Origin of the sequence: Allobaculum sp. Allo2 (assembly GCF_022701175.1) — a bacterium.
Lineage (GTDB): Bacteria > Bacillota_I > Bacilli_A > Erysipelotrichales > Erysipelotrichaceae > Allobaculum > Allobaculum fili.
This window is the reverse complement of record NZ_CP078088.1, coordinates 347016-370835: the sequence shown is the minus strand read 5'-3', so window position 1 is coordinate 370835 and position 23820 is coordinate 347016. Positions and strand designations below refer to the sequence as shown.

Sequence of the window (23820 nt, the reverse complement as noted above, 5' to 3'; positions counted from 1 at the left end):
ATTAAGCCAGTTCCTTTCTGGCTGCATCCAGAGCAGAGGCAATAACACCGTCCATGTCGTAGTAACGGTATTCGCCAAGACGGCCGCCAAAAAGAACATTCTTGCGCGTATTCGCCAGTTCTTTGTAGCGGGCATAGAGCGTACCGTTCTTTTCATCATTGATGGGGTAGTACGGTTCATCACCTGGCTTCCATTCGCTGGAATACTCGCGGGCGATGATGGTGCAATCGCTGCCGAGATCTTCGAAATGCTTGAATTCGAGAATGCGGGTAAAAGGCGTTTCGCGATCGGTGTAGTTCACAACCGAAGTTCCCTGAAAATCCGGTTCATCGAGCGTTTCCATTTCAAAACGGACGGAACGGTATTCGAGATGGCCGAGGGAATAATCGAAAAATTCATCAATCGCACCGGTGTAAACAATCCGATCGGCAAGCGCGTCCCATTTTTCACGGGCCTTCAGATAATCGGTATTCGTGAGCACGTCCACGCCTTCGAGCATGCGTCCGACAAGATCGGTATAGCCGCCCTGCGGAATGCCCTGATAGAGCGCATTGAAATATCTGTTGTCATACGTCAGACGTACCGGAAGACGGCGGATGATAAAGGGCGGCAGATCTTTGCAGTCGCGACCCCACTGTTTTTCCGTGTAGCCTTTTACGAGTTTTTCAAAGACATCGCGTCCGACCAGAGAAATCGCCTGCTCTTCCAGGTTTTTCGGTTCGCCGGTGATTTCCTGACGCTGCTTTTCGATCATGGCTCTGGCTTCCTTCGGGGTGCGGACGTCCCACATTTTATTGAAGGTATACATATTGAAAGGCAGGGAATACATCTCGCCTTTAAAGTTGGCGATGACGCTGTGGGTGTAGCGGCTGAAGCGGGCAAAGCGATTGATGTAGTTCCAGACTTCTTCATTGTCCGTATGGAAAATGTGTGCACCGTATTCGTGGACATGAATGTTATGGTCAAGACGGGTATACACGTTTCCGGCAATATGAGGACGACGTTCGAGAACGAGAACCTTCTTGCCGGCATCGTAAGCCTGGCGGGCAAATACAGCACCGTACAGGCCGGCGCCGACAATCAGATAGTCATAATGGGAATGCGATAACGGGTTCATGAATACTCTCCTTATATTTGACTGCCGCCTTCTTCATGGAAAATAAAGAAGCAGGGCAGGGAATAAACCGGTTAGACAGAAGGGTCTGCGCTTAATGGAGCGGAAGAAATTCTGTATGAACTGGACATTCATTATGTCCGGTATGTCTTTCCAATTGTCGCATATTGCCATTCGAATCACATCTGACACCAACTGACCGGCTGTGTTTTTTTCACGCAGGTTTTCTATACAAACCGAAAAAACGGGATAAATACGGCATAATGACGGAAAAAAGAGAAATTGTTTTCCGGGTTGCGATGGAAATTGGGGATTGCTATAATGCATAGGCACTTACTTTAAATCAGCACCTGATTTAAGGCGGAAGGAGGATATGGCGATGAAAAAGGGAATCCATCCTAATTACCATACCGTAACTGTTGTATGCTCTTCCTGCGGTAACACATTCGAAAGCGGCTCCACCATCAAAGGTGACACCCTTCGCGTAGATACCTGCAGCAACTGCCATCCGTTCTACACAGGCCGTCAGCGTTTCGCGGCTGCCCAGGGACGTATTGAAAAGTTCAACAGAAAATACGGACGCAACGACAAGAAATAAGCTTAACGCTGTTTCAGGATCATTTTGCACACAAGGCGCTCATAACGAGCGCTTTTTTATTATGTGTCGATGAAGTTTAGCGCGGTTCTTTTTCCGTTTTTCTTTTGTCTGTGCTTTCTTTTGCCTGCGTTTTCTTTGGTCTTTGTTCTCGTCTTTATTCGGATGACTTTCTTTCGTATATCCAGACAGCAGGAGATCCAGTCCTCGGACGGACCGTTCGACTGGCAGTACTGGAAAAGGCGGAAACAGAATATGGAAAATGACCCATTCAAAAATCAGACGACGCATTCCGCTCAGCGGATTTCAAAGAAGGAAGAAAGTCCCAGACGGGAATGTCTGCGCTGCCACAACCGGGATCCGAAGCTTTTCTTTTTCCATGACGGTTTCTGGTACTGCCGCAAATGTCTGGATTTTGGCGCGCTGAAAGCCGGACAGAAACCACAGGCGCCCAGTCTGTCCCATCGTGTGTGGAAAGGAAAGCCGGTTCTGGAATTTGAACTGACGCCGCTGCAGAAAGAAGCATCCGCCCGATCGCTTTCCATTTTGCAGAGCCATCGGGATCTGCTCGTGTACGCGGCAGCTGGATGCGGAAAAACGGAACTGACGCTTGAAAGCATCTGCGCGTATCTGGCCCAGGGCAAGAAAGTGTGCTTTGCGATTTCCCGCCGTCAGGTGGTGATGGAAATCGCCGAACGGCTTCGCAAAAACTTTCCAGAGCTGCACATCGTTCAGATCTGCGAGGGCTTTACCGATGAAACGGACGGCGATCTGATCGTGTGCACGACGCATCAGCTTTATCGTTTCCCCTACAGCTTCGATCTGCTCATTCTGGATGAACTCGACGCGTTTCCGTATGCAGGAAACGAAGTGCTGGAAGCGATCGCCCTCCAAAGCTGTATCGGGCAGCGCATGCTGCTGTCAGCCACACCGGACGCGAAAAGTCTGGAAGCCATCGAACGGGGTGAGATGGAAATGGTCAATCTCTTCTTGCGGCCCCATCGTCATCCGCTTTGCGTTCCTGTCGTGAAACGAGGATCGAAGCTGAAGCAGGTGCTGATTTTAATCGCGTACTGCCGCCGGTACATTCAAAACGGCAAGCAGGTTCTGCTTTTTGTCCCCGTATTGCGGATACCCGCTGGATGAAGCCGGTCATCCGTCTGTTTTTTCCCTGCTCTGTTATTCATTCCAAAACGAAAAACAAAGATGAAGTCATGGCTGAATTTCATGCCCGAAAGACGATGGTTCTCATATGTACAACTCTTCTCGAACGGGGAATCACCGTTCCCTCCGTCCAGGTCGCGGTGTACCGGGCCGATCATCCGGTGTTCACCAGCGCCTCTCTGATTCAGATCTTCGGGCGCGCCGGGAGAAGCTTCAAAGATCCCTCCGGCGAAGGAATCGCCTTAATCGAATCGCCCTCCAGAGCGCTCGATGCCTGCATTCGCCAGCTGCGCTACATGAATTCTGTCTCTGGTGCGGATCAGAATTTTCCGGCTGCGAAACGCTCCCGTTTCTTTTAAGAGGACCGGATGCGCTCTGCCCGCAGTGCGCGGCTTTACGGGAAACGGCCAATATCGATATCCGTAAAAAGGGCGCCGTCTGCGCATTTTGTACTATCGAAACAGCGAATGCGACCGCATTCTGCGAAGAATTTTGCAAAACGGCGATCTGGAAGCCGCCTCCGGTTTTCTCGATGGCCACGAAGACGAACTTTCTGCGCTTTGCCGGCGTCCGGTTCGCGTGGCTGAGGCAGAAGCGTGTTCCACGCAGGTTTTTGAAGCGTTTTTGGACGGCGCGCGCTGTTGTGGCAGAACCGGCTGGCGCAAAAGCGCCGGTTAAAGACAGGCCGACGAAAGCGGCCTTCGACTTTCTATACAGCCTTAAGCTATACGGGACTTTCGTATGCGCAAATCGAGGAAATCCTCGAAGATAACGACTGCCGGGAAATCTGGATCCTGATGCAGAAGAAAGAAGATGCCGACCGAAAGCATCTGAAGCGCTGTCTTAAAAGGTGAAGGGAAAAAGACAGGATGACAGATCGAGCAGCGGGATAAACGATCAATCGGAGCATCCGCTCAATAGCGCATCCGACAGGACTCAGAAGTGGCGATCGTACAGAAAAGCCGGACGCAGATCCGGCTTTTTGACGGGCAGGCGTAAACAAAATGCAAAAAGGAAATGATAATACGATCGTCTGTACTTCGTCTTTAATCGGTTTTTCATCCAAATCGGGCATCGTTTCTATCCGTTTTTCCGAGATTTATGCAGGGGAAGGCAAATGTTAGCAGAACTTTTAGAGAAGCCGAAGAAAGAATCAGGCATTATAAAGAAAGCCTCTGCCGCCAAAATCCGGGTCGATATTCTAAAAGAAAGCGAATAACCCACAATGATTTTTCTTTAGGGTTGAACGGCAGGATAAAGGCGCAAATTCAGTACAATAAACTAAAAGGGGTACCTGTATACAGAGTCAGGAGAGCGCGAAAGCCTTTCCGTATTTCGAACACATCGATTTCATAGAAGATACAGAACAAAGGCGTGCAGACCGGCTGTCGGATCATGCACCCGGAATATAAAGGGGGTTTTTCAATGAGCGATCAGAACCGTGATGATAATTTTGATTCCCTGCTGGATTCATTGAGCGGAAACGAAGAAATTGAAAAAAGATGGATGATTTTGCGCGGAACAAAGAACGGATTGAACGCATTCAGCGGGCAAGAGAAACATCGGAACAGTTCCAGCAGACGTATTCGTCGGCCGCACGCAATAAAGCGCGTTCGGAAAACGAAGCGGCGAAAAATGGAACGCCCCAGGTGATCTATACAGAAAAGCCTGGCAGTGCGCCAAACGGATCCGATTCGTTTTTGCGTCCAAAGAAGAAACCGCCCCTTCGGCGGAAGACCAGTATGCCCAGAATGCGGGGATGACCCGCGAGTTTGGCGCGCCGCAGAGCGCTCCGGCTCAGCCGGGCGAGCAGACGCGCGTGTTTAACGGCGCTGCGCCGGCAGAAGAAGACGAAATCGGTCAGACCAAACCGGTAACGATGCACAGCGATGAAATCGCCGGTCTGCTGGAAAAGATGAACCGCTCCTTCACCGGGAATACGTACGCGAGGACGAAGACGACGATTACGACGACTATGACGATTCGTACGACGACGAAGAGGACGATTATGACGACTACGATGAAGAAGACCGTCATGTAAGAGTCCGTCACCACGATTCCCGCGGCTCTTCGCGTCCGGCGCCTTCCCGCTCTTCGCATTCACGTAAAAAATCGAAAAACAATATGAGGACCGTCGGCATTATTGCTGGTATCGCGCTGGCGATCGCTGTGGTTTCGGTCGGCGGCTACATGGCGGTTCATTTCATGAACTCCGGCGCGCAGACCCAGACCAGCAAAGGCTACAACGACCTCCTTAGCTGGGCAGAAAGCTTTAACGGCCTTACCGATGACAACAAGCAGCAGGTTCTGGATTTCCGTTCCGTGTATGACAAGCTTTCCGAAGATGAAAAGCGAAAAATCAATGAACAGCTGCTGGCGAGAACGTCCAAGACGTTTGATGAACTGCTTGCTGAAGCCGGCGCTCAGCAGAAGCCTTCTTCTTCCAACTCCGATGTGAAAAACGCGGAACGAAAAGCGGAACTCCGCGATGAAATCGAGTCGCTCAGCGGCGACGTGGCGGTTCTGCAGGGCAAGCTGGACGGTATCAATAAGCGAAAGAACGATGCGGAAAACACGTACAACTCCAAAAAGAATGCGTACGATCAGGCAGTTCAGGCCACAAACACAGCCCAGAGCAAAGTCAATCAGATTCAGGACGATCTGAACAGCTATCCAAGCGCGGACAGTATTCGTGCTCAGATCAAGGATCTCCAGGATCAGATCAACGCCATTAATGCCGGCGACGGATCGGATACTGGCGGTTCAGGTGCGGACAAAGAGCAGCTGCAGTCGCAGATCAACAGCCTTCAGAAAGATCTCGACAGCGTCAATTCGCTCAACAGCCAGCTTTCTTCCGCGACCAATACGCTGATCGATGCCCAGCGCTCCGAATCGGATGCGAAGTCCGCAATGGATTCGGCCTACAACGACTGGCAGGCGATTGTGGCAGAAGCCTCCCGGTAGAAACCGAAATCAATAACAAGAACAACAAGATCAACGAGCTGCAGAGCGAATACGATTCCATTGATTAATGCGATCGGTTCGGACGGAAAAAGAAAGTCCGTCGGATCGGCTCCAGAACCGTTTGAAAAGCCGGAAAAAGCGAAATTGTCATCGCTTTTCCGGCTTTTTCCATGCCGGCATGCCGCAGACATGGTCCTTTGAAGACGCTTTGAGGAGAATCTGCTGTTTTATCAAAAGCCATTTTTGATTTTGTCTAAAAACCCTGAACAAAGAGGAGGAATGTCGGGGATGTGTTAGAATACCTGCGAAAGGTGGTCCCATGACAAAACGGAATGCGATTATTCTGGCTGCCGGCAAAGGAACCCGGATGAAGTCGGAAAAAACAAAGTAATGCATGATCTGATTGACCGACCGATTCTGGCTTATCCTCTTGGCGCGCTGAAAAAGCAGGCGCAGAGAGGATTGTCATTGTTGCCGGCTATCAGGCACAGTCCTTAATGGACGCTTTCCCCGAAGAAGAGTTTGCGCTGCAGAAGGAGCAGCTCGGAACCGGACATGCGGTCATGCAGGTTTCGGCCCTCAAGGACGAAGACGGCTATACGCTCGTCATGAATGGAGATGTCCCCTGTCTCCAGCCGGAAACCCTCGAAATGCTTTATGACCAAGCACAGGGAAAGGCTCTTGTTCTTCTGAGTGCCATACTGGAAGAGGGCGGAAATTACGGAAGAGTTGTCCGCGATGAAACCGGTGCGGTAAAAGAGATCGTCGAAGCTCGCGACTGCACTCCCGAGCAGAAAGAAATCCGAGAGATCAACGCGGGCGTTTACTGCTTTAACAACCGAGATCTTTTGATGCGCTCAGCGAGCTGACAACCGATAATGCCCAGAATGAATACTATCTGACGGATCTGGTTCGAATTCTCAATGAAAAAGGCAAGCACGTGGATGCCATTGCCGCTTCGGATCCGGATGAGATGGCGGGCATTAATACCGTCAGCGAACTGTACGATGTATATCGCTGGATGAAAGACAGAATTAACCGCAGACATATGTTAGCCGGCGTGCAAATTGTAGATCCGCAGCGAACGGTTATCGGCCAGGATGTGAAAATCGGTCACGATACCGTGATTTATCCGGATACGGAAATCCTTGGCAAAACGGCGCTGGGCAATTATGTCGAAATTTTCCCCAGACCTGGATTAAAGACAGTGTCATCGGTGATGGTGTCCGCCTGCAGATGTGCAAAGTCCAGAACGAAATGATTTCAAATGCCCTGGATGAGGAACCCGCAGGAAATGAGGAAGGAACAGGTACGCAAGCATGTTAAACAAAGATGAGCTTAAAAATTCAACCGTTGTATTCGCGCTGACCAGCAGCCGCGATCTGGCCAGAGAAATCTGTGAGATTCTTGAAATCCCCTTGGAAAATGTGATGTTCATCATTTTGCTGATGGAGAAATTCTTGTTGAACTCGGTGAGTCTGTACGTGGAAAAGACGTATTCTTTGTACAGAGTACCAATCGCCCGGTAAACGCCAATCTTATGGAGCTTCTGATCGGTATCGATGCCTGCAAGCGTGCTTCGGCTCGTTCCATCAACTGTGTTATTCCGTATTTTGGCTACGCCAGACAGGACCGCAAGGCGAAACCGCGTCAGCCGATTACAGCCAAACTGGTGGCTTCGCTTCTTGAACGCGCCGGTGCAAACCGCGTGATCACCATGGATCTCCATGCTGCCCAGATTCAGGGCTATTTCGATATTCCGGCAGATGACATCAATACGCTGTCTCTGATCAGTGAATACCTCAAACACAAACCAGGTCTGAACATCGAAGATGTTGTCGTTGTTTCTCCTGACCACGGCGGAACCGTTCGTGCCCGTCGTCTGGCTGACCGCCTCGGCGCTCCGGTTGCCATCATTGACAAGCGTCGTCCAAAACCAAACGTTGCGGTTGCCATGAACCTGCTTGGTGAAGTTGACGGAAAAGTTGCAGTTGTCATCGATGATATGGTCGATACCGCCGGCACACTGACCAGCGGCATCAACATGCTTTACGAAAAAGGCGCGAAAGAAGTTATCGCAGCCTGCGCACACGGCGTACTTTCCGGACCGGCGATTGAACGTCTGAAAAACTCCGGCCTGAGTGAATTCATCGTTACGAACACCATCGATCAGACTGAAAACGCAAAACTGTACGATGAAATGGTAGTTCTTTCCGTTGCTCCGCTTGCAGCTGCTGCCATCGAAGCGGTTGAGCTCAACGAATCGCTGTCCTACGCGCTGCAGACAGCTCTCGTTCACGAAGACGACAACCGTCACTAATTCCAAATCGAATTGGAAACGCTCGTCTGGGATTTCTGGAACTCTCCAGTCTTCCGCGGGATATAAATCGACAAAAGAAAACCGCCGTCAGGCGGTTTTTGTTTCAGAATTTACGATCGAATCCGCTGTCGGCTGCGGTCGGCTTCTGATGGTCGATTCGCGGGAATGCATTCTGTGGAATGCGTTTATTCGGATCCGTTTTGAAAAAGAGACAGGAAGTTGGCGCGGATCTGTCGGGCCAGATCATCGGAATCCATTTCTTTTAACTCAGCCATTTTTTCAAGCGTCGCTTTGACATAGGCAGGCTGATTTCGCTTGCCGCGATACGGAACCGGGGCGAGATACGGCGAATCGGTTTCGCTTAAAATTCTTTCGGGCGGACAGGCGATGACATTGGCAGGCCCCTGTTTATTGTTTTTAAAGGTGATGGGTCCCGCAAAGGAAATCATGGAATCCAGTTTGAGGGCTTCTCTCATGGTTTCCGTTGAACCGGAATAGCAGTGGAAGATGATCGGCGTACGGGCATGGGCTTTAAGAATATCCAGGGAATCCTTTGCGGCGTCCCGCATATGTATGGAAACCGGAAGCCCCGTTTCGGCCGCGATATCGAGCTGAGCTTTGAAGAGGGCCTTCTGTTCTTCTTTAAACGACATGTCCCAGTAATAGTCCAGGCCGATTTCGCCCAGAACATCCATATTGCCGCAGGCGGCTTCTTTTCTCAGCTCTTCGAGATCTTCTTCTGTGATCTCTCTGGCGTCTTCAGGGAAAAAGCCCCAGGCGACTTTCAGATTTTCGGGATACTGTTTTTTCAGCGCAAGCGCCCGGTCGTATTCCTTACGGTTCGTGCACATGATCATCATCAGATCTACGCCCTGTTCCAGGGCGCTTTCGATCAGCGGCACCGCGTTTTCGTACAGTTCGTCACACGTAAGATGGCAATGCGTATCGGTGATCATGCTACTTGCTTACTTTCTTATAGCCGAGCGATTCAATGATGTCTTCCATGGCTTCGCGCGTATCGTCGCGGTTGAGTGCGAATTCGATCTGCGCCTGGAGGAAGCCTTTGCGATCGCCGACGTCATAGCGTCTGCCGTCGAACTGGCAGGCGTAGACGGTATCTTCCTTGGCCAGACGGTCAATGGCATCGGTCAGCTGGATTTCGTTGCCTTTGCCGGCTGCCTGGGTTTCGAGCTTTTCGAAAATGTCCGGTCCAAGAACGTAGCGGCCAAGAATGGCCATGTTGCTTGGCGCGTCTTCCTGCGCGGGCTTTTCAACGAACGTGGAAACGGTCATCAGGCCGTCTTCGATTTTTCCAGCGGGTCGATAATGCCGTACTTGGAGACATTTTCTTCAGCGACTGGCTGAACGCCGACAACGCTGCATCCGGTCGTTTCATACACGTCCATGAGCTGGCGAATGGAGCCTGGTCCACCGGCATTGATGACGATGTCATCGCCGAGCAGAACGGCGAACGGTTCATTGCCGACAAAGCTCTTGGCACAGAGAATGGCGTGGCCAAGACCTTTTGGCGTTTTCTGACGAACCGATACGATGTTGACCATATCGGTAATTTTCTGGATCATTTCCAGATGTTCCAGATCGTTGCTGGCTTTGAGCTTTTCTTCCAGTTCAAAGGAGCGGTCAAAATGGTTTTCAATGCTCTGCTTGTAGGAATTGGTAATCAGGCAGATTTCTTCGATGCCGGAATTTACGGCCTCTTCAATAATGTACTGAATCGTGGGAATATCCACGATGGGAAGCATTTCCTTCGGGATGGCCTTGGTCGCCGGGAGAAAGCGCGTTCCAAAACCTGCTGCCGGAATGACCGCTTTGCGGACTTTATGTTTCATAGGTTCTCCTTTACCCGCATATCCTGCGGAGCGAAAGTGAAATATTCATAACGCTTACCTATTATTCTATCCGGAACGGATAGGGGCTTCAACCTTGCCCGGCGCAGGGGAAATTGTCCGAAACCTCAGAGTGGGCACAAAAAATCATAAAAGACTTGACAAAGGGTGAGCGAAAAGCTGTTTGCTATAATGAAAACGATACGAACAAGAATACAGACTCAGAGGGAAGGATGAGATAAACAATGGCAAAAATGGAAGAACGTCTCGACAGGCTTGCAGCGCGTCTGGATGAGATTAATGAAAAAATGATGGATCCAACGGTTGTCAGCGATCGCCGGCAGATGTCCAAACTTGGACGGGAAGCCAACGAACTGACACCGATTGTAGAAACCTATAACGAATACAAAGCAGCAGTTTCGGAACTGGAGGACGCCCGCGTGCTTCTCGAAGAACATGATAAGGAAATCCGGGAAATGGCCCAGATGGAAATCACGGAACTCGAACCGAAAATTGACGATTATATTGCTCGCCTCGAACTTCTGCTCGTTCCGACCGATCCGAACGATTCTCATAACGCATTCATGGAAATCCGCGGAGCAGCCGGCGGCGACGAAGCCAATATTTTCGCAGGTGACCTGTACCGCATGTACGCCAAGTACGCTGAAGGCAAAGGCTGGAAAGTCGAAGTGACGGATGCAGAAGAATCCGAAGCCGGCGGCTATTCCCTGATTGCTTTTAAAGTCAGCGGCCAGCATGCCTATGGCACTTTGAAATATGAGAGCGGATCGCACCGTGTACAGCGCGTTCCAAAGACTGAGTCGCAGGGACGCATTCAGACTTCGACCGCGACAGTTCTGTGCTATCCGGAAATTGATGAAGAAGATTTCGATATCGATATGAACGATCTGGAAATCGAGACCATGCGTGCGTCCGGAGCCGGCGGTCAGCACGTAAACAAAACGGACTCCGCTGTCCGCGTTATTCATAAGCCGACCGGCATCGTCGTTAAATGCCAGGACGGCCGTTCCCAGCATGAAAACCGTGCGACGGCTCTGGCAACGATCGCTGCACGTGTCAAAGAAGAACATCAGCGCGCCATCGACGAAAAGAACGAGGCAGAGCGCAAGACCAAAATCGGTACCGGCGATCGCGCGGAAAAATTCGTACGTACAACTATCCGCAGAACCGTGTCACCGATCATCGCATCGGCTATACCGTAAACCAGCTCGACCGCATTATTGACGGCCGTCTGGAAGATCTGATGCAGGCGCTGCAGAAAGCGGACCAGCAGGCGAAGCTGGCTGGAGAATCGCTGTCATGATGCGTTACCGCGATCTTCTGAGCGAAGGCAAGGATCGCATGGTAGCGGCTGGTCAGTCCGATCAGGCGGCGATGCTTCTGCTCAACGAGCTCTGCCAGAAAAAGGACATCAATCTGTATATGGATATGGATGAAGAAGTCGATCCGGAAATTCAGACCGACTATCTTGAGGGGATTCACCGCATGGAAAAAGGCGAACCGCTCGGCTATGTCCTTGGCTATGAAAACTTTTATGGATACGACTTTACCGTCAATGAAAACGTGCTGATCCCCGTCCGGAAACAGAAGAACTGACCGGGCAGGTTCTGATTCAGTGCGATGTGCTGTGCGAGCAGATTGAACACCCTGTTGTGTTTGATGTAGCCACCGGAAGCGGCGCCATCGGAATTACCCTTTCCCTGGAAAACGATCAGATCGACGTGTTCGCTTCCGATATTTCCCGGGAAGCCCTCGAAACGGCCTACGCCAACAATGAACGGTTAGGCGGTTCGGTTGTTTTTGTACAGGGCGATATGCTGGATCCGTTTATTTCCCGCAATATGCACTGTGACCTTCTGGTGTCTAATCCGCCTTATATTCCGAAAAATGAAAAAATGGATCACAGCGTTGTGGACTATGAACCGAACGTGGCGCTGTTTGGCGGCGAAGATGGCCTTTACTTTTACCGGAAGATTTTCCAGAAAGCGGATCAGGTGCTCAATCCGGGCGGCGTGATGTGCTTTGAAATGGGCTGGGACCAGGGCGATCGTCTGAAAACGCTGGCTGCCAAGTTCTTCCCGGAAGCGGAAGTAACAGTCCTTAAGGATATCAATGGAAAAGACAGAATTCTGATTGTTCAGATGGAGAAAGAAGGAACTAAACATGACCATGCGTAACGATCCGTGCTGGTGCGGAAGCGGAAAGAAATACAAAAAGTGTCATGAAGCGTTTGACCGGACACTGATGGACCTGAAGAAAAAAGGGTGCAAGGTGCCCACGCATAAAATGATCAAGTCCGAAGAAGATCTGAAGTGGATCCGTGAAGCGGCGAAAGTCAATAACGGCGCGCTCGACCTGGTGCAGTCCAAAATCAAGGCGGGCATGACGACCAACGAAATTGACAAGATGGTTCATGACTACACGATCGAGCACGGCGGCATTCCGGCCTGTCTGGGCTACGAAGGCTTTCCGAAAAGCTGCTGCACGTCGATTAACGATCAGGTTTGCCACGGCATTCCAGACGATACCGTTCTGGAAGACGGCGATATTGTCAACGTCGACTGCACGACGATCGTAAACGGCCATTATGCGGATGCATCGCGCATGTTCTGCATTGGCGAAGTCAGCCCGGCAGCCAAAAAGCTGGTGGATGTGACGAAAGAATGTCTGGAAGCAGGCATTGCGGCCGTGAAGCCGTGGGGACATCTTGGAGATGTCGGCGCAGCAATTCAGGAAATCGCGCACGCCAACGGCTATTCCGTCGTTCTGGACTACTGCGGTCACGGAGTCGGCAACGACTTCCATGAAGATCCGATGGTCCAGCATGTGGGAACACGCGGGACGGGCATCATTCTTGCACCGGGAATGGTGTTCACCATTGAACCGATGATCAATGAAGGCGTATGCAGTCTGTTCATCGACGCTGATAACGACTGGACCTCCTATACGGATGACGGCAAGCTCTCAGCACAATGGGAACATACGATTGCGGTTCACGATGACGGCGTGGAAATCATCGCCTGGTAAGCTTCAAAAACAGATTTTAGTTTTTCAATACGGCAGGATACTTTCAGAAAACGAAAGTATCCTGCTTTTACGAATCTGAGGATAGCAGCTACTCTCCGATCCGCACATGGCGACAGGGAATAGCCGTCCAAACGTGTCTTAAAAAATCAGAATCTTAAAAAGAAACGAATAGAGTGAAAAAATCCATATAAAAATGGTGAATTGGATGAATTGAAATAGTAAACGCAACCATTGAACTGATAAAAACGAGCGTTCCATTTACTGTTTCAAAAATCTACTTTTCCTCTCAATTTCCTTTATCTAAGCCAGGAAACTGAGGGGATTTTTCTTTACCAGGGCCGCGTTTCGCCTTTTCTGTGCTTCCATGCTAAAATTTTTGAGTTGGAAGGACTAAATGCAACCACGACAAAAAGAGCAGTTGATTAGTGTATTTTTTGCTCCGATACTAAATGCAACTGCCAAATATGTGAATTAAGGTGTGTTCGTTCTCCTTCTTAACTCTAGTTATTGTTTAGCGAGTTAACAGATCTGGCTTCAAGTGGACAGAAGCCGGATCTATTTTTTGATTCCTAGTTTTTCCAGAATTTCAGAAGATTTTTCCAGAAAGCGGAAACAATCGTACGGGGTATGACCGTGCAGACTTTTTAATCCATATGAGTTGATATGCGAGATGGCGATGTTCAGCTGCTCCTGACTGGTCAGTCCCAGCTTGACTAAATCAAAAATATGGCTGCCTCGGTTCTTCAGGAAAATTCTCCTTAAAAGAAGATGTTTGTTCTCAACGGAGGTTTTCTGGATGGACTGCATCGGATCGCAGTAAAACACTTTCACACCGAGTGCTTCGATTTCTTCGACTGCAGTAAATTCTGAACCGCGATCGGTCAGAATCACCGCGAACAGTCGTCGGAAAGTCTGGGCTCCAAGCTGATCGTGGAGAGTTTTAAGCCCTTCATACATCGCCTGAGCGGTCTTTTCTGTGTGGTAGACAGCGAGAAACAGATGGTGCGGATCGCGAAATAGAAAAGTCTGCATGAATGGCCCGTTGGTTACGTCGTTATAGACCGTATCCATTTCAACTACCGATACATTTGGGTGTGAAGCGAGGTGTTTCTGAAAATCCTCATAAGTTCGGCCTCGAACCACAGAATTGTCTTTCCGCTTTTTCGTTTTGATAGAGGGCTTGAATCGGATTTCTCGCTTTACCTTAAGGGGAGATCGATATTTAAGACTCCCTGATCGGCTAATTCCCGGTGTTCGATCCAGGTATAGACAGTACGCTCCGTTACTGGGATCTCTGGGCAGCGCTGACAGATAGAGGAAAGAGACTGCCCGTTTTTAACTCCTTCACTGATGATGCGTTTCACATATTGGAATTCTTCACCGGTAAGGTTGATCCCAGTGCGTGATTCTCTAAGAGTTTCTTCGTACTCCTCCTGCGCCTGTTTCGCTTTGTAGAGGCGCTTTTCGAGTTTGCATCGCCGAGGCCGATGGGCTTTAGGACATCCGTTGCACAATCCTTTTTGTCTCTGAATTCGCGAGGAATCGGCTTTCGCTTTTTACATGGAGATTTACAAATCCCGTTGTCAGGGCTGCATTCATGAATACAGACGCAATCCCAGATGACAGCTTTACCGTTGGAATCAGATTCCTTAAGACACGGCTGAAAGGAAATGTGCGTTTTGACTTCGCGGCTGACGGTGCTTTTAGACTTGTCGATCTGTCGGGCGATTTCAGGCATAGAAAGCCCCTGGTCCAGACTGTCTTGAATCAGTTTTCGAGTGACAGCGTTGAGATGTTTTTGATTAGGCATAAGGCCCTCCTGTCTGTTTTGGAAGGAGAACATAGAAGACTGGCCGAATCGGTCAGTACATTTTTCGCTAAACAAGAACGACCTTAGGTTATCTGGACTGAAGGACTAAACGCAACGATTGTGGTTGAAGGACTAAATGCAACGAGAAAGAGTTCAATGGTTGCATTTACTATTTCAATTCACTACCTTCTTTTCGTACACAAAACCAACATTTTATCAGTGCCCGAAACCTGCAAAATTACAGTACCCTTAACAGAAGACATATGGCTTCACCTTTAAGATGAAATAACCAACGGCCGGAATCCCCGTATTTATAGCGGATTCCGGCCGTTTTGCGTTTCCTTTGAATTATTCAGGTCATCAGTGATAAAGTAAGCGTCAAATAAAAGACGGGTATTTTCTCGACCGCCTCCTTGGGATAATTCCTTTATTCAAGGAGGCTTTTTCATGGAATCAATCATCCCTGCAATCGATCTCGGTATCGATTTCTCCAAAGTTAAAAACATCTATCTGGCTCAGATGCCTGCTGACCTTCGCAAAGGAATTGACGGTTACGTCTCCCTGGTTCAAGGACCTCTCGCTCTGGATCCGCTGGATGGATCCCTCTTTCTCTTCGTTAATCGACAGAAGAACAAGATCAAAGGTATCCTTCGTGACGGAAATGGATTCTGGCTTGTTTATAAGCGACTCTCCAGATCTTCCCTTCAGTGGCCTGTCAGCACTGACCAGTCCGACTTCATGCGAATTGACTGTTCGCAGCTGGCTTCTCTGCTTTCCGGTCTGTCGATTGTTCCCCAGCCGGCATTTCTGCCACGAACTTATAAGTATGTTTAAACCAATTTAAAAGGATGATTTTCTTGAAGGAATATCAAGATAAATCATCCCATTTACTTTATCTATCGCTCTAAATATGTTAAAATTAATACATGAATGTGCCGAACCCTTACCAGACAATCCGCAACGAGCTCCTCGAAGATCTTCATCATCAGATCAGCACCATGACGGAAGAAGAGAAAGACAAATTTATTGAGGATATGTACCTGGATCTCTATTTCGCTAAAGAAATCAATAAAGCCGTGAAAAGCGGCCGCTTTGGTCCTTCTACGGAAAAGATGGTTCCCTTGAAACTGGATTACTCTGAAAACGAGGACGGCGGCCCAGATATCAATATTCTGAATAAACAGCTGGCTCAGCTTGATCTGAAAGCCGATGTTTGTTTTAACCGGGCTGCGAAATATCAGGAAGAGGGAGACCGCTATCGTAAAGAAGCTGAAGATTTAAAGCTCAGTTCTGTTGAAGGAAGCAAGAAAAACCTTCCACCAAGTGCAGAAAGCAGGAAGCGGTCAAAGAAACCACTACCTTCAGTGTAGAAGGGGAAAAGCGCATTTGCCCAGTTTGCGGCTGTGAGATGAAAACTGTTGGAATGAAACGTCACTATAGGATTCATCGGATTCCCGCTCGCTATAGGCTGGAAGAAGTGCTGCGTGAGACAGTCGCGTGCCCAAACAAGTGTACGGATGAAAACGGGAAAGCCATCATCCGCACCGCCGAACCTGACGAGCCTGCACTGATCGACAAGAGTGTCGCAACTTCCTCTATGGTCGCGGGAATTGCCTACGATAAGTTCGTAATGGGAACCCCGGCCTATCGTCAGGAAAAGCACCTGAGTCTCACGGGACTGCCGATCAGCCGTCAGACCATGGGCAACATCCTGGAAAAAACTTACGATCTTTATCTGAAGCCCCTCGTAAAACAAATGATTGAGGATCTCCCAAACTGTAACGTCGTCCATATGGATGAGACGGTTTTAAAGTGCACGGAGGTTAAAGATCGAAAACAGTCTTCTATGGTTGTCGCCGTCAGCGGAATCTATGAAGAGAACCAGATGGCTGTCTATAAGTTTTTCCCTTACAAGAAACAGGAGTTCGTAATCGCCCTCCTTGGCGGTTCTTTTCGTCATGCCCTTATGACAGACGGGCTTTATGCATATGCCAACTACTATGGCCCCTGCAGAAAGCTCAACTGTATGGCCCATGCGAGAAGAAAGATCTTCGAAGCCATCAAAGTCCGGTCAGACTTCGCGCAGTATCAGGCAGACGTCCTGAAGTGGGAAAAGACCACACTGGAGAACGACGAAGAGGCCGCAGAAGCGGCAGCCCAGCTGGACGAAACAGAGAGACCCGAACCAAGTCCGGGTCTCCAGATTCTGCTCACAGCCCTGTCTCTGTTCGGGAAGCTCTACCACATCGAATCCCACGTTGCTTCTTACTCGCACGAGGCGAGAACCGAAGTTCGGCAGGAACTTTCAAAGCCCTGCTTTGAAAGACTCACAAGAGTCATGATGGAGATTCAGAGTGGATTCGAGGAAAGAAGCACCGCCTACAGAGCAGCCAAGTACTTCATGGATCGAGCGAACTCGTTGGGAAGGTACCTGGAAGACGGTGATTATCCGATCGACAATAATGTGGCAGAAAGAGCCGTAAAGCCATTCGTGATCAATCGCAAAAACTTCCAGACTACGAAGAGTATCAAAGGTGCGGAAGTCGTCGCAGCGTTTATGACTTTGTTTCGATCGGCTGAAATGAACGACTTAAATCCAGAGCGCTACATGGAGTACGTTCTGGATGAACTCAAATGGTTCAAAGACGATGAAATCGCGGTAGATGTATTGAAGTCACTTCTGCCGTATTCAAAGGATTTACCTGAATATCTTCGAATTGGATACCGTGGACCGGATCCGAAGTATGAAGAAAACGATGAAGAATAAAAAATACGCCAAGCGGGATCTCGAAAGGGATCCCGTTTAGCGTATCTAATATTCAGTCTCGCGTATACCCGTCGATTGTTTGACACTTACGTGATAAAAACGACTGATGCCGGTTTAGTGTAGACGCTTTGTTTCACTTTACCAGCAGCATTTATTAACATTTTTGGTTGTCCCCGAAGACGGGGGATTATGGGCTTCAAGGATCTGAGTTGAACTGTAAGCGCAGCTGGCAGCATAGTTTGTCCCTTCAATCCCTCCAGAGGACATATGGGACGGTCTGCCCCGTGAAAACAGCCAGGTTAACTGACCAAAACAGGCCAGAATTTGATTACCCATAGCGACCGGTTTCTGTTCCGTCCTGCTTCAGCGATTTCAGACGCTGATCAGGCTGAAAAGAATGCTATGAAGCCGGCTTCTTTGCCTGCCGTTTGGTGCCTGACTGGGTATAAACATGAAGAGAATTTAGAATACAGCACTGATAAACAGAATAAAGCCGTTCCCGGGCAACCAGGGAACGGTGAGGTGAAAAACTGCGGCAGTATGAGCAGTAGCTTTCGGGAGTACAGTCTTTTTCACAGCGGTGTTTCGTACAGAAGATTCAGTTTTCCAACTGCTCCTGATGACTGAACAGATCTGTACAGTATTCGCCGGTAAAGCATGCCATACAAAGAGCGCTGGGTTCAGCAGCATTCTGCAGATCTTCCGGGGAAAGAAAGTACAGTGTATCAGCCTGAATGTAATCTTTCATTTCTTCCAGAGTCATCTGTGCACCGATGAGCTCCTTTTTCGTGGAGGTATCGACCCCATAAAAACAGGGAGAAGTAATGATGGGAGAAGCAATGCGTACATGTACTTCCTTAGCTCCCGCTTCCCGCAGAAGATTGACAATACGTCTTGAAGTTGTGCCTCTGACAATGGAATCATCAATGAGAACCACTCTTCTACCATCTATGACTTCTCTGACAGGAGAAAGTTTCATTCTGACTCCTCTGTCCCGCATGGCCTGAGTTGGTTGAATAAAGGTACGGGTGACAAAGCGGTTTTTGACCAGACCATACTGGAAGGGCAGGTCTGCTTCTTCGGCATAACCCATGGCAGCGGAAAGGGAAGAGTCAGGACATCCGATGACCACATCAGCCTGCAGATCTTTGTCCTGTCTGGCCAGCAGGCGGCCGGTTTCCTTGCGCAGAGCATGGACATTTTTGTCTTCAATGACGGAATCCGGTCTGGCGAAGTAAATGTATTCCATGGCGCACAGGTGATGATCTCTTTTGGGGGTATAGAAGGAAGAGCGGGGAAGACCGTCTTTGAACACCACCATCTGTCCTGGCAGAACATCGGTATGACGGTAGATGCCCATGACTTCAAAGGCGCAGCTTTCCGAGGAGATGATCCAGCCCTGCCTGTTTCGGGCATAGCTTAAGGGGCGCAGACCATGAGGATCTCGGAAGGCGATGAGGGTGTCATCCTTCATCACCAGAATGGAGAAGGCCCCTTCCAGGCGCTGGGCAGCCTTTTTCACCCGTTCTTCCAGGGTGCCGGTCTGCTTTTCAATGAGATGCAGAATGACTTCGGAATCACTGGTGCCCTGAAAAATCGCGCCGGCTGCTTCCAGCTCCTTGCGCAGTTCTCTGTCGTTGACGATCTGGCCGTTGTGGACCAGGGCGATGTCGCCCTGATAGCCTTCTGCGGCAATGGGCTGAATGTTTTCATATTCCTGTCCGCCGGCAGTAGAATAGCGGACATGACCTACAGACAGATCTCCTTCCAGCTGATCCAGATCTTCCCTGGAAAACACATCCACTGTCAGGCCCTTGCCTTTGAATACCTGGATTTTTCCATGACTGGCCACCGCGATGCCGCTGGCTTCCTGTCCTCTGTGCTGTAAAGAGTGCAGACCATAGTAAGTCAGGCTGGCGGCATCCTGGCACTGATAACATCCAAAGACACCGCATTCTTCATGAAGTTCATCAAACATGAGAAGTTCTCCTTTCATCATTCAGGTTGTGAATCCGCGAAATCATACAGGTCATACGGGTATTCCCCGTTAAAGCAGGCAAGACAGGCATCGGAAGGCAGGCAGGTTTTGAAGGTGTCCAGATCCAGGAAGGAAACGGAATCCGCATCAAAGACTGTCTTCATTTCTTCCAGATTCCACAGATGACCGGCCAGCTGATCCTTTGGAATAAATTCAGTTCCCGAATAGCAGGAATGGGCAATGAGAGGCGAAGCGATGCGCAGGTGAACTTTCCTGGCGCCGGCTTCCCTTAACATCTGGCAGATTCTTCTGGCAGTCTGTCCTTTCTGAACTGAATCATCCACCAGGAAAATGGATTTGCCGCTGACGATGGAAGAGATGACATTGAGCCTGGAGCGCATACCCTGTTCGCGCTGAACGGCCGTGGGCCTGACATAGGTGGAACCGATATACCGGTTCTTGATGAGGCCGATTTCATAAGGCAGACCCAGTTCTCTGGCAAAGGCGGCTGCTGCAGGCAGCGCAGTATCGGGAACACCGATGACCAGGTCGGCTTTTACAATTTCCTGTCTGGCCAGGGCTTTGCCGGCGGCTTCTCTGGAGAGGTGAACGCTGCTGTTTTCCATGCTGGAATCGGGCCTTGAATAGTACACGAATTCCATGGCGCACACATGGCCAAGAGGAGGCTGGATCTGCTTTCGCTCCAGACCGTGCTTTCCCAGAATAATGAGTTCGCCGGGCAGGATTTCTTCGATGGACTCTGTCTCCATCATGGTGAAGGCGCTGCTTTCTGAACCAAAGAGAATACTGCCTTCCGGGGTGGAGGCCATATACAGAGCCCGGATGCCATCTTTGCTTCTTACGGCATAAAGCGTGTTTTTGGTCATGAGCAGAAAGGCAAAGGAGCCCTTGAGCATCTGCACGGTGCGTTCAATGCGCTCGGCTAAAGTGCCTCTGGAAATCTGAATCAGATGGGCAATGATCTCGGCATCGGAAGTGCCCTGGAAAATCAGGCCTTCCTGCTTCATGGCTTTGCGAAGGCTGGGTCCATTGAGCAGCATACCGCTGCAAACCAGGGCGAACTGGCCCTGGAAGGCTCTCACCGCCACAGGCTGCAGGTTTTCCTTCTGCCTGTCGCCGGGAGTGGCCATACGTACCTGTCCGATGGCGGAACGGCCTTCCATGGCGTCCAGCACCTGTCCGGTCATGTTTTCGGAAAGAAGACCCTTGCCTTTATGAAGGGAGAGGGTTTCTCCGTTGGATACTGCCATTCCGGCACCGTCACTGCCCCGGTGCTGGAGAGAGTGAAGAAGATAGTACAGAACATGGGATGCATCCAGCATGTTGTAAACACCGGCCAGACCGGAACAGTTCTGTACGCTGTGTCCATGACTCATCGTGTGTCTCCTTTTTATGCGGCTTCTGGCCGCAGCTGTTTAAACAAAAGCGCGCCCGGAAAAAGGGCGCAGAGAACGGACAGAAAAAGAGACTGAAGCAAATGATTCTGATGAACAGACGTTCCATGCGGCCTGCATAACAATCCCTTCCTTCTGTAAAAATGACTTCATTATTCTAGAAAACTTCAGGGCGGTGTGCCATACGAAAATGAATTTGATATCGGTTTCTTTCTGAAAAATCAGAGCCTTTCTGACAGATCCATCTTCGAAAACCGGGATCAGAGAATATCGATTCTGTTCCGGTACTTTTCCAGATACTGGCTGTTGCAGCTATCGCCGTGATCCACGTTGCCGGACACCCAGATTTCAGGATTGACACCGGCATCCAGCAGCCGTTCCACTCCTTCTCCCATAAGGCCCACCAGCAGATGCATCCCCACGATGGTGGAAGGAGAGCAGAAGCGGTCACCTTCGACCAGTCTAGGATCCTCCAGAACGGCATCGCCTTCAATGGCGCAGCAGTCCAGCACCACATCACTGATATCCTTCAGCTTCAGGCCACTGGAATGTCGGGAAACGGCTTTGTTGGTATAGTCCATGGACGTCAGGGCAATGACCTTCATGCCTTTTTCAGGGGATGCCATGGCCATATCTATGCCGGCGGCATTGCGTCCGGAAATGGAGACAATCAGCATGATGTCTTCCGGTCTGGGGACAAAAGATTCCAGCACCTTATGGGCTGCATTTTCCTGGCACTCTATCAGCTGGCAGAGCCAGATATCCGGATAAATGACGTACTGGGGAACCAGAATGGCGTTCACAGGCACCAGTCCGCCGGTGTGGCAGCAGAGTTCTTCGCCAAACATCTGGGAGTGACCGCAGCCAAAGACGTGAAGCACGCCACCTTTAGCCATGGACTGCGCAATCAGATCAGCGCCTGGTCAATGGCTTCTTCCTGCTGCAGAGTGGCTTCCGTCTGTTCTCTGCAGACTTCAAAAATTTTCTTGCCTGTTTCATCTATCTTTCTCCTGGCAATTCTTCCGAAGTTCCACTCCCGGCAGAGGGACTGAGGCGGGATACAGTTTGCTGCAGACTGCGGCTGAATCTTTGTTAAGTTCATTATGCTTTAGGAATAATATGGTTCAATGAAAAAACCTTTGGGATCGAAGGGCTGACATTCTAATTGCGTGATGCATCCATAATCTTCAAAAGAAGTAACCATCGTCGCAGTAGCCATACGCCTGTCTTCTAATCGTCTTGATCTTATTGTTGACTCCTTCGATCTTTCCAGTCGAAATCCCATAAATGGCATGTGAAAGGATGCCCTGATAGTGGTTTTCAATCAATCGGGCAAACCATTCAAAGTGTTTGCTCTTCGTACCTCTACACGTATCAATCAGGTTGTTAAGCAGCACTGCCATCTCTGATTTGTTTCTGCATTTGAAGGCTTGTTCAAGCTGGATTTTGACGATATCGCAAGTGGTGAATAAGGTATTCAGTTTCAAAAGCTCCTTGTATCGTTTAACGTATCCTGTTTTAGCCAGTACTGGTTTCAGGCCAAAAGGGTCTTTTCCACTCGCAGCACAGTTTCCGCTTCGCCGCGTGCGTCTTTTGTTCCAGCGTTGCAAGCGAGGACATCAGAATATACTTTGATCCCTTAAGCTGCCTGGCCTGTTCGATTTTATCATCGGCAGTCAGATCCTTTTGAACATCTTTACGAACTTCAGAGGTTACTTTATCGTTGAAATTCTACACGATATTAAAATAGTCAAAAACGATAGAGATATTCTCACAACGTTCTTCAAACGCTTCCTGAAAGTCGGAATTCATATCGCATGCGACTGCTTTGACATGGCTCATCCATTCGCTTCCTACATGGTCGATGAAATCATAAACAACCTGCTTCTTCTTACCTTTGGCGATCCAAAGCACATGCCTGGTTTCTAGATCGATGATATGAGTTGCGTATTGATGTTCGTTTTGAAGCTTGAACTCATCAATAGCCGAAAAACGACTATAGGTATCAGATTTCTTTAAGGATGGACCCTTTGAGTTCTCTTCGACATACAGTCTGCTCAGCCTGGCTTTATCAACGGCCTTTACCAAGTGCGCCCCTACGCCAGTCAGTTCCGCAATTGTCTTCAGAGTAAAGCGTCCGCTGGCAAGCAGATCTTCAATATAGATTTCGAGATTTCTGGTAATGGAATGATGATCTGCCTTGAATGGAATTGTCTGCATAAGCGTGTTGTGACAGTGCTCACAGAACAAGCAATGAATCTCGACAGTGACATGTGTATAGGCATTGCCAAATGGAATATGGCGAAGTGTTCGAGTATGTGAAGACTTGATATGCATCTTCTTTCCACAGATCGGGCATCGGGCAGATGAGGTCATCTTCTGACAGGGCTGGAAGACTGTCGATGCGCTGATTCAGATCATGTCCATGTGAATGTTCGGGATGGGTAACAAGACTGTTCTGGGTAAAACCTGGCAGGTAAGAAGGTAAATAAACGAAACCTTCATAAGCAGGTGCTGCTTGAAAAGTAGAAGCTAAGTCGATAGGGTGCGTATTGGATCTCCTGTGTCTGGCGTGTCTTGGTCGACTCTTCCAGCATACGGGAGATCCTTTTTACTTGTCATTTTTTGGTTGTACTGGGGTGATCCCACACAAATTTTCAAAGAACCCATTTTTCGCTAAACAAGAACGACCTTAGGTTATCTGGATTGAAGGACTAAATGTAACGAGAAGGGTTCAATGCCTGCATTTACTCTTTCAATTCACCGCGAGAAAAAAGTGGGGTCATCCACGCCTTATT

Annotated in this window: 26 protein-coding genes and 3 pseudogenes; 17 read left to right on the top strand and 12 right to left on the bottom strand. The window is 49.4% G+C overall.

Annotated features, from left to right (window positions below; translation table 11 throughout):
* Nucleotide 1: 1 nt before the first annotated feature.
* Complete coding sequence (glf, locus tag KWG61_RS02300) at nt 2–1117, bottom strand: UDP-galactopyranose mutase (RefSeq protein ID WP_230266984.1); 1116 nt, start codon at nt 1115–1117, stop codon at nt 2–4.
* A 376-nt stretch (nt 1118–1493) separates the two neighbouring features.
* Here glf and rpmE point away from each other — a divergent pair, with 376 nt between their 5' ends.
* The 10 genes and pseudogenes from rpmE (at nt 1494) to KWG61_RS02250 (ending at nt 8157) form a co-directional block, all read left to right on the top strand.
* Nucleotides 1494–1712 (top strand): 50S ribosomal protein L31, encoded by a 219-nt coding sequence (gene rpmE / locus KWG61_RS02295; protein WP_230266985.1) that lies wholly within the window; start codon nt 1494–1496, stop codon nt 1710–1712.
* Nucleotides 1713–1964: 252 nt separating this feature from the next.
* A complete protein-coding gene (locus tag KWG61_RS02290; protein ID WP_242744809.1) occupies nt 1965–2855 on the top strand; it encodes a DEAD/DEAH box helicase family protein in 891 nt (296 codons plus the stop codon).
* A complete protein-coding gene (locus KWG61_RS02285; RefSeq protein ID WP_242744808.1) occupies nt 2852–3232 on the top strand; it encodes a helicase-related protein in 381 nt (126 codons plus the stop codon). The genes KWG61_RS02290 and KWG61_RS02285 overlap by 4 nt, the downstream gene beginning before the upstream one ends.
* Before the next feature lie 88 nt (nt 3233–3320).
* Entirely contained in the window at nt 3321–3551 is a 231-nt protein-coding gene (locus tag KWG61_RS02280; RefSeq protein ID WP_242744807.1) for a hypothetical protein, read from the top strand.
* 824 nt (nt 3552–4375) lie between these two features.
* Complete coding sequence (locus tag KWG61_RS02275; RefSeq protein ID WP_242744806.1) at nt 4376–4636, top strand: hypothetical protein; 261 nt, start codon at nt 4376–4378, stop codon at nt 4634–4636.
* Entirely contained in the window at nt 4633–4914 is a 282-nt protein-coding gene (locus KWG61_RS02270; protein WP_242744805.1) for a hypothetical protein, read from the top strand. Before KWG61_RS02275 ends, KWG61_RS02270 begins: the two co-directional genes overlap by 4 nt.
* 83 nt (nt 4915–4997) lie before the next feature.
* On the top strand, nt 4998–5837 hold the full coding sequence (locus tag KWG61_RS02265) for a hypothetical protein (RefSeq protein ID WP_242744804.1): 840 nt from the start codon (nt 4998–5000) through the stop codon (nt 5835–5837).
* A 497-nt stretch (nt 5838–6334) separates the two neighbouring features.
* On the top strand, nt 6335–6706 hold the full coding sequence (locus KWG61_RS02260; protein WP_242744803.1) for a sugar phosphate nucleotidyltransferase: 372 nt from the start codon (nt 6335–6337) through the stop codon (nt 6704–6706).
* 71 nt (nt 6707–6777) lie between these two features.
* Nucleotides 6778–7098 carry a hypothetical protein gene (locus KWG61_RS02255; protein ID WP_242744802.1) on the top strand — a complete coding sequence of 107 codons (321 nt, stop codon included), beginning with the start codon at nt 6778–6780 and terminating at the stop codon, nt 7096–7098.
* A 58-nt stretch (nt 7099–7156) separates the two neighbouring features.
* Nucleotides 7157–8157, top strand: a pseudogene (locus KWG61_RS02250) (ribose-phosphate diphosphokinase).
* A 185-nt stretch (nt 8158–8342) separates the two neighbouring features.
* Here KWG61_RS02250 and KWG61_RS02245 read toward each other — a convergent pair.
* Together KWG61_RS02245 and galU are read right to left on the bottom strand one after the other, a co-directional pair.
* Entirely contained in the window at nt 8343–9113 is a 771-nt protein-coding gene (locus KWG61_RS02245; protein WP_230266992.1) for a TatD family hydrolase, read from the bottom strand.
* A 1-nt stretch (nt 9114) separates the two neighbouring features.
* A pseudogene (galU, locus tag KWG61_RS02240) lies at nt 9115–10007 on the bottom strand (UTP--glucose-1-phosphate uridylyltransferase GalU).
* A 242-nt stretch (nt 10008–10249) separates the two neighbouring features.
* Here galU and prfA point away from each other — a divergent pair.
* The 4 genes and pseudogenes from prfA to KWG61_RS02220 all read left to right on the top strand — a co-directional run bounded on the left by prfA (nt 10250) and on the right by KWG61_RS02220 (nt 13052).
* Nucleotides 10250–11328 (top strand): annotated as a pseudogene (gene prfA, locus KWG61_RS02235) (peptide chain release factor 1).
* Nucleotides 11325–11621, top strand: a complete 297-nt coding sequence (locus KWG61_RS02230; protein ID WP_242744801.1) for a hypothetical protein — start codon at nt 11325–11327, stop codon at nt 11619–11621. Before prfA ends, KWG61_RS02230 begins: the two are co-directional and overlap by 4 nt.
* A 26-nt stretch (nt 11622–11647) precedes the next feature.
* Nucleotides 11648–12202, top strand: coding sequence for a peptide chain release factor N(5)-glutamine methyltransferase (locus KWG61_RS02225; protein WP_242744800.1), 555 nt, complete (start codon nt 11648–11650; stop codon nt 12200–12202).
* Nucleotides 12189–13052, top strand: coding sequence for a methionyl aminopeptidase (locus tag KWG61_RS02220; protein ID WP_230266996.1), 864 nt, complete (start codon nt 12189–12191; stop codon nt 13050–13052). The genes KWG61_RS02225 and KWG61_RS02220 overlap by 14 nt, the downstream gene beginning before the upstream one ends.
* Nucleotides 13053–13607: 555 nt before the next feature.
* On the opposite strand, the gene KWG61_RS02215 is transcribed toward KWG61_RS02220, so the two are convergent.
* The 3 genes from KWG61_RS02215 to KWG61_RS16920 all read right to left on the bottom strand — a co-directional run bounded on the left by KWG61_RS02215 (nt 13608) and on the right by KWG61_RS16920 (nt 14862).
* On the bottom strand, nt 13608–14123 hold the full coding sequence (locus tag KWG61_RS02215; protein ID WP_242744799.1) for a transposase: 516 nt from the start codon (nt 14121–14123) through the stop codon (nt 13608–13610).
* A gap of 128 nt (nt 14124–14251) precedes the next feature.
* Nucleotides 14252–14416: a hypothetical protein gene (locus KWG61_RS02210; RefSeq protein ID WP_242744281.1), complete on the bottom strand. Its 165-nt coding sequence runs from the start codon at nt 14414–14416 to the stop codon at nt 14252–14254.
* On the bottom strand, nt 14413–14862 hold the full coding sequence (locus KWG61_RS16920) for a helix-turn-helix domain-containing protein (protein WP_367614313.1): 450 nt from the start codon (nt 14860–14862) through the stop codon (nt 14413–14415). Before KWG61_RS16920 ends, KWG61_RS02210 begins: the two co-directional genes overlap by 4 nt.
* A 447-nt stretch (nt 14863–15309) precedes the next feature.
* Here KWG61_RS16920 and tnpB point away from each other — a divergent pair, with 447 nt between their 5' ends.
* The 3 genes from tnpB to KWG61_RS02195 all read left to right on the top strand — a co-directional run bounded on the left by tnpB (nt 15310) and on the right by KWG61_RS02195 (nt 17629).
* The gene (tnpB, locus tag KWG61_RS02205) at nt 15310–15696 is read left to right on the top strand and encodes an IS66 family insertion sequence element accessory protein TnpB (RefSeq protein ID WP_230268547.1); all 387 of its coding nucleotides are present in this window, start codon (nt 15310–15312) and stop codon (nt 15694–15696) included.
* A gap of 92 nt (nt 15697–15788) precedes the next feature.
* Nucleotides 15789–16232: a hypothetical protein gene (locus KWG61_RS02200; protein WP_242743428.1), complete on the top strand. Its 444-nt coding sequence runs from the start codon at nt 15789–15791 to the stop codon at nt 16230–16232.
* A 38-nt stretch (nt 16233–16270) separates the two neighbouring features.
* A complete protein-coding gene (locus KWG61_RS02195) occupies nt 16271–17629 on the top strand; it encodes a transposase (RefSeq protein WP_242743384.1) in 1359 nt (452 codons plus the stop codon).
* Between the two features lie 598 nt (nt 17630–18227).
* Here KWG61_RS02195 and purF (KWG61_RS02190) read toward each other — a convergent pair.
* From purF (KWG61_RS02190) to KWG61_RS02165, 6 genes are all read right to left on the bottom strand, one after another.
* Nucleotides 18228–19607, bottom strand: coding sequence for an amidophosphoribosyltransferase (gene purF / locus KWG61_RS02190; RefSeq protein WP_230268478.1), 1380 nt, complete (start codon nt 19605–19607; stop codon nt 18228–18230).
* A 17-nt stretch (nt 19608–19624) separates the two neighbouring features.
* Nucleotides 19625–21004, bottom strand: coding sequence for an amidophosphoribosyltransferase (gene purF, locus KWG61_RS02185; protein ID WP_230268479.1), 1380 nt, complete (start codon nt 21002–21004; stop codon nt 19625–19627).
* A 278-nt stretch (nt 21005–21282) separates the two neighbouring features.
* Nucleotides 21283–21918 (bottom strand): sugar isomerase domain-containing protein, encoded by a 636-nt coding sequence (locus KWG61_RS02180; protein ID WP_230268480.1) that lies wholly within the window; start codon nt 21916–21918, stop codon nt 21283–21285.
* A gap of 11 nt (nt 21919–21929) precedes the next feature.
* Nucleotides 21930–22124: a hypothetical protein gene (locus KWG61_RS02175; RefSeq protein ID WP_230268481.1), complete on the bottom strand. Its 195-nt coding sequence runs from the start codon at nt 22122–22124 to the stop codon at nt 21930–21932.
* A gap of 85 nt (nt 22125–22209) precedes the next feature.
* Nucleotides 22210–22632 (bottom strand): transposase, encoded by a 423-nt coding sequence (locus tag KWG61_RS02170; protein ID WP_256460752.1) that lies wholly within the window; start codon nt 22630–22632, stop codon nt 22210–22212.
* 121 nt (nt 22633–22753) lie between these two features.
* Nucleotides 22754–23242, bottom strand: coding sequence for a transposase (locus KWG61_RS02165; protein WP_242744797.1), 489 nt, complete (start codon nt 23240–23242; stop codon nt 22754–22756).
* Between the last annotated feature and the right edge of the window lie 578 nt (nt 23243–23820).

Bases quoted from the DNA above. Each gene is read 5' to 3' on its own strand.
- glf (WP_230266984.1), bottom strand. From the start codon at position 1,117: ATGAACCCGTTATCGCATTCCCATTATGACTATCTGATTGTCGGCGCC.
- rpmE (WP_230266985.1), top strand. From the start codon at position 1,494: ATGAAAAAGGGAATCCATCCTAATTACCATACCGTAACTGTTGTATGC.
- KWG61_RS02290 (WP_242744809.1), top strand. From the start codon at position 1,965: ATGGAAAATGACCCATTCAAAAATCAGACGACGCATTCCGCTCAGCGG.
- KWG61_RS02285 (WP_242744808.1), top strand. From the start codon at position 2,852: ATGAAGCCGGTCATCCGTCTGTTTTTTCCCTGCTCTGTTATTCATTCC.
- KWG61_RS02275 (WP_242744806.1), top strand. From the start codon at position 4,376: ATGGATGATTTTGCGCGGAACAAAGAACGGATTGAACGCATTCAGCGG.
- KWG61_RS02270 (WP_242744805.1), top strand. From the start codon at position 4,633: ATGACCCGCGAGTTTGGCGCGCCGCAGAGCGCTCCGGCTCAGCCGGGC.
- KWG61_RS02265 (WP_242744804.1), top strand. From the start codon at position 4,998: ATGAGGACCGTCGGCATTATTGCTGGTATCGCGCTGGCGATCGCTGTG.
- KWG61_RS02260 (WP_242744803.1), top strand. From the start codon at position 6,335: ATGGACGCTTTCCCCGAAGAAGAGTTTGCGCTGCAGAAGGAGCAGCTC.
- KWG61_RS02245 (WP_230266992.1), bottom strand. From the start codon at position 9,113: ATGATCACCGATACGCATTGCCATCTTACGTGTGACGAACTGTACGAA.
- KWG61_RS02230 (WP_242744801.1), top strand. From the start codon at position 11,325: ATGATGCGTTACCGCGATCTTCTGAGCGAAGGCAAGGATCGCATGGTA.
- KWG61_RS02220 (WP_230266996.1), top strand. From the start codon at position 12,189: ATGACCATGCGTAACGATCCGTGCTGGTGCGGAAGCGGAAAGAAATAC.
- KWG61_RS02215 (WP_242744799.1), bottom strand. From the start codon at position 14,123: ATGGATACGGTCTATAACGACGTAACCAACGGGCCATTCATGCAGACT.
- KWG61_RS16920 (WP_367614313.1), bottom strand. From the start codon at position 14,862: ATGCCTAATCAAAAACATCTCAACGCTGTCACTCGAAAACTGATTCAA.
- tnpB (WP_230268547.1), top strand. From the start codon at position 15,310: ATGGAATCAATCATCCCTGCAATCGATCTCGGTATCGATTTCTCCAAA.
- KWG61_RS02200 (WP_242743428.1), top strand. From the start codon at position 15,789: ATGAATGTGCCGAACCCTTACCAGACAATCCGCAACGAGCTCCTCGAA.
- KWG61_RS02195 (WP_242743384.1), top strand. From the start codon at position 16,271: ATGAAAACTGTTGGAATGAAACGTCACTATAGGATTCATCGGATTCCC.
- purF (WP_230268478.1), bottom strand. From the start codon at position 19,607: ATGTTTGATGAACTTCATGAAGAATGCGGTGTCTTTGGATGTTATCAG.
- purF (WP_230268479.1), bottom strand. From the start codon at position 21,004: ATGAGTCATGGACACAGCGTACAGAACTGTTCCGGTCTGGCCGGTGTT.
- KWG61_RS02180 (WP_230268480.1), bottom strand. From the start codon at position 21,918: ATGGCTAAAGGTGGCGTGCTTCACGTCTTTGGCTGCGGTCACTCCCAG.
- KWG61_RS02175 (WP_230268481.1), bottom strand. From the start codon at position 22,124: ATGAACTTAACAAAGATTCAGCCGCAGTCTGCAGCAAACTGTATCCCG.
- KWG61_RS02165 (WP_242744797.1), bottom strand. From the start codon at position 23,242: ATGCAGACAATTCCATTCAAGGCAGATCATCATTCCATTACCAGAAAT.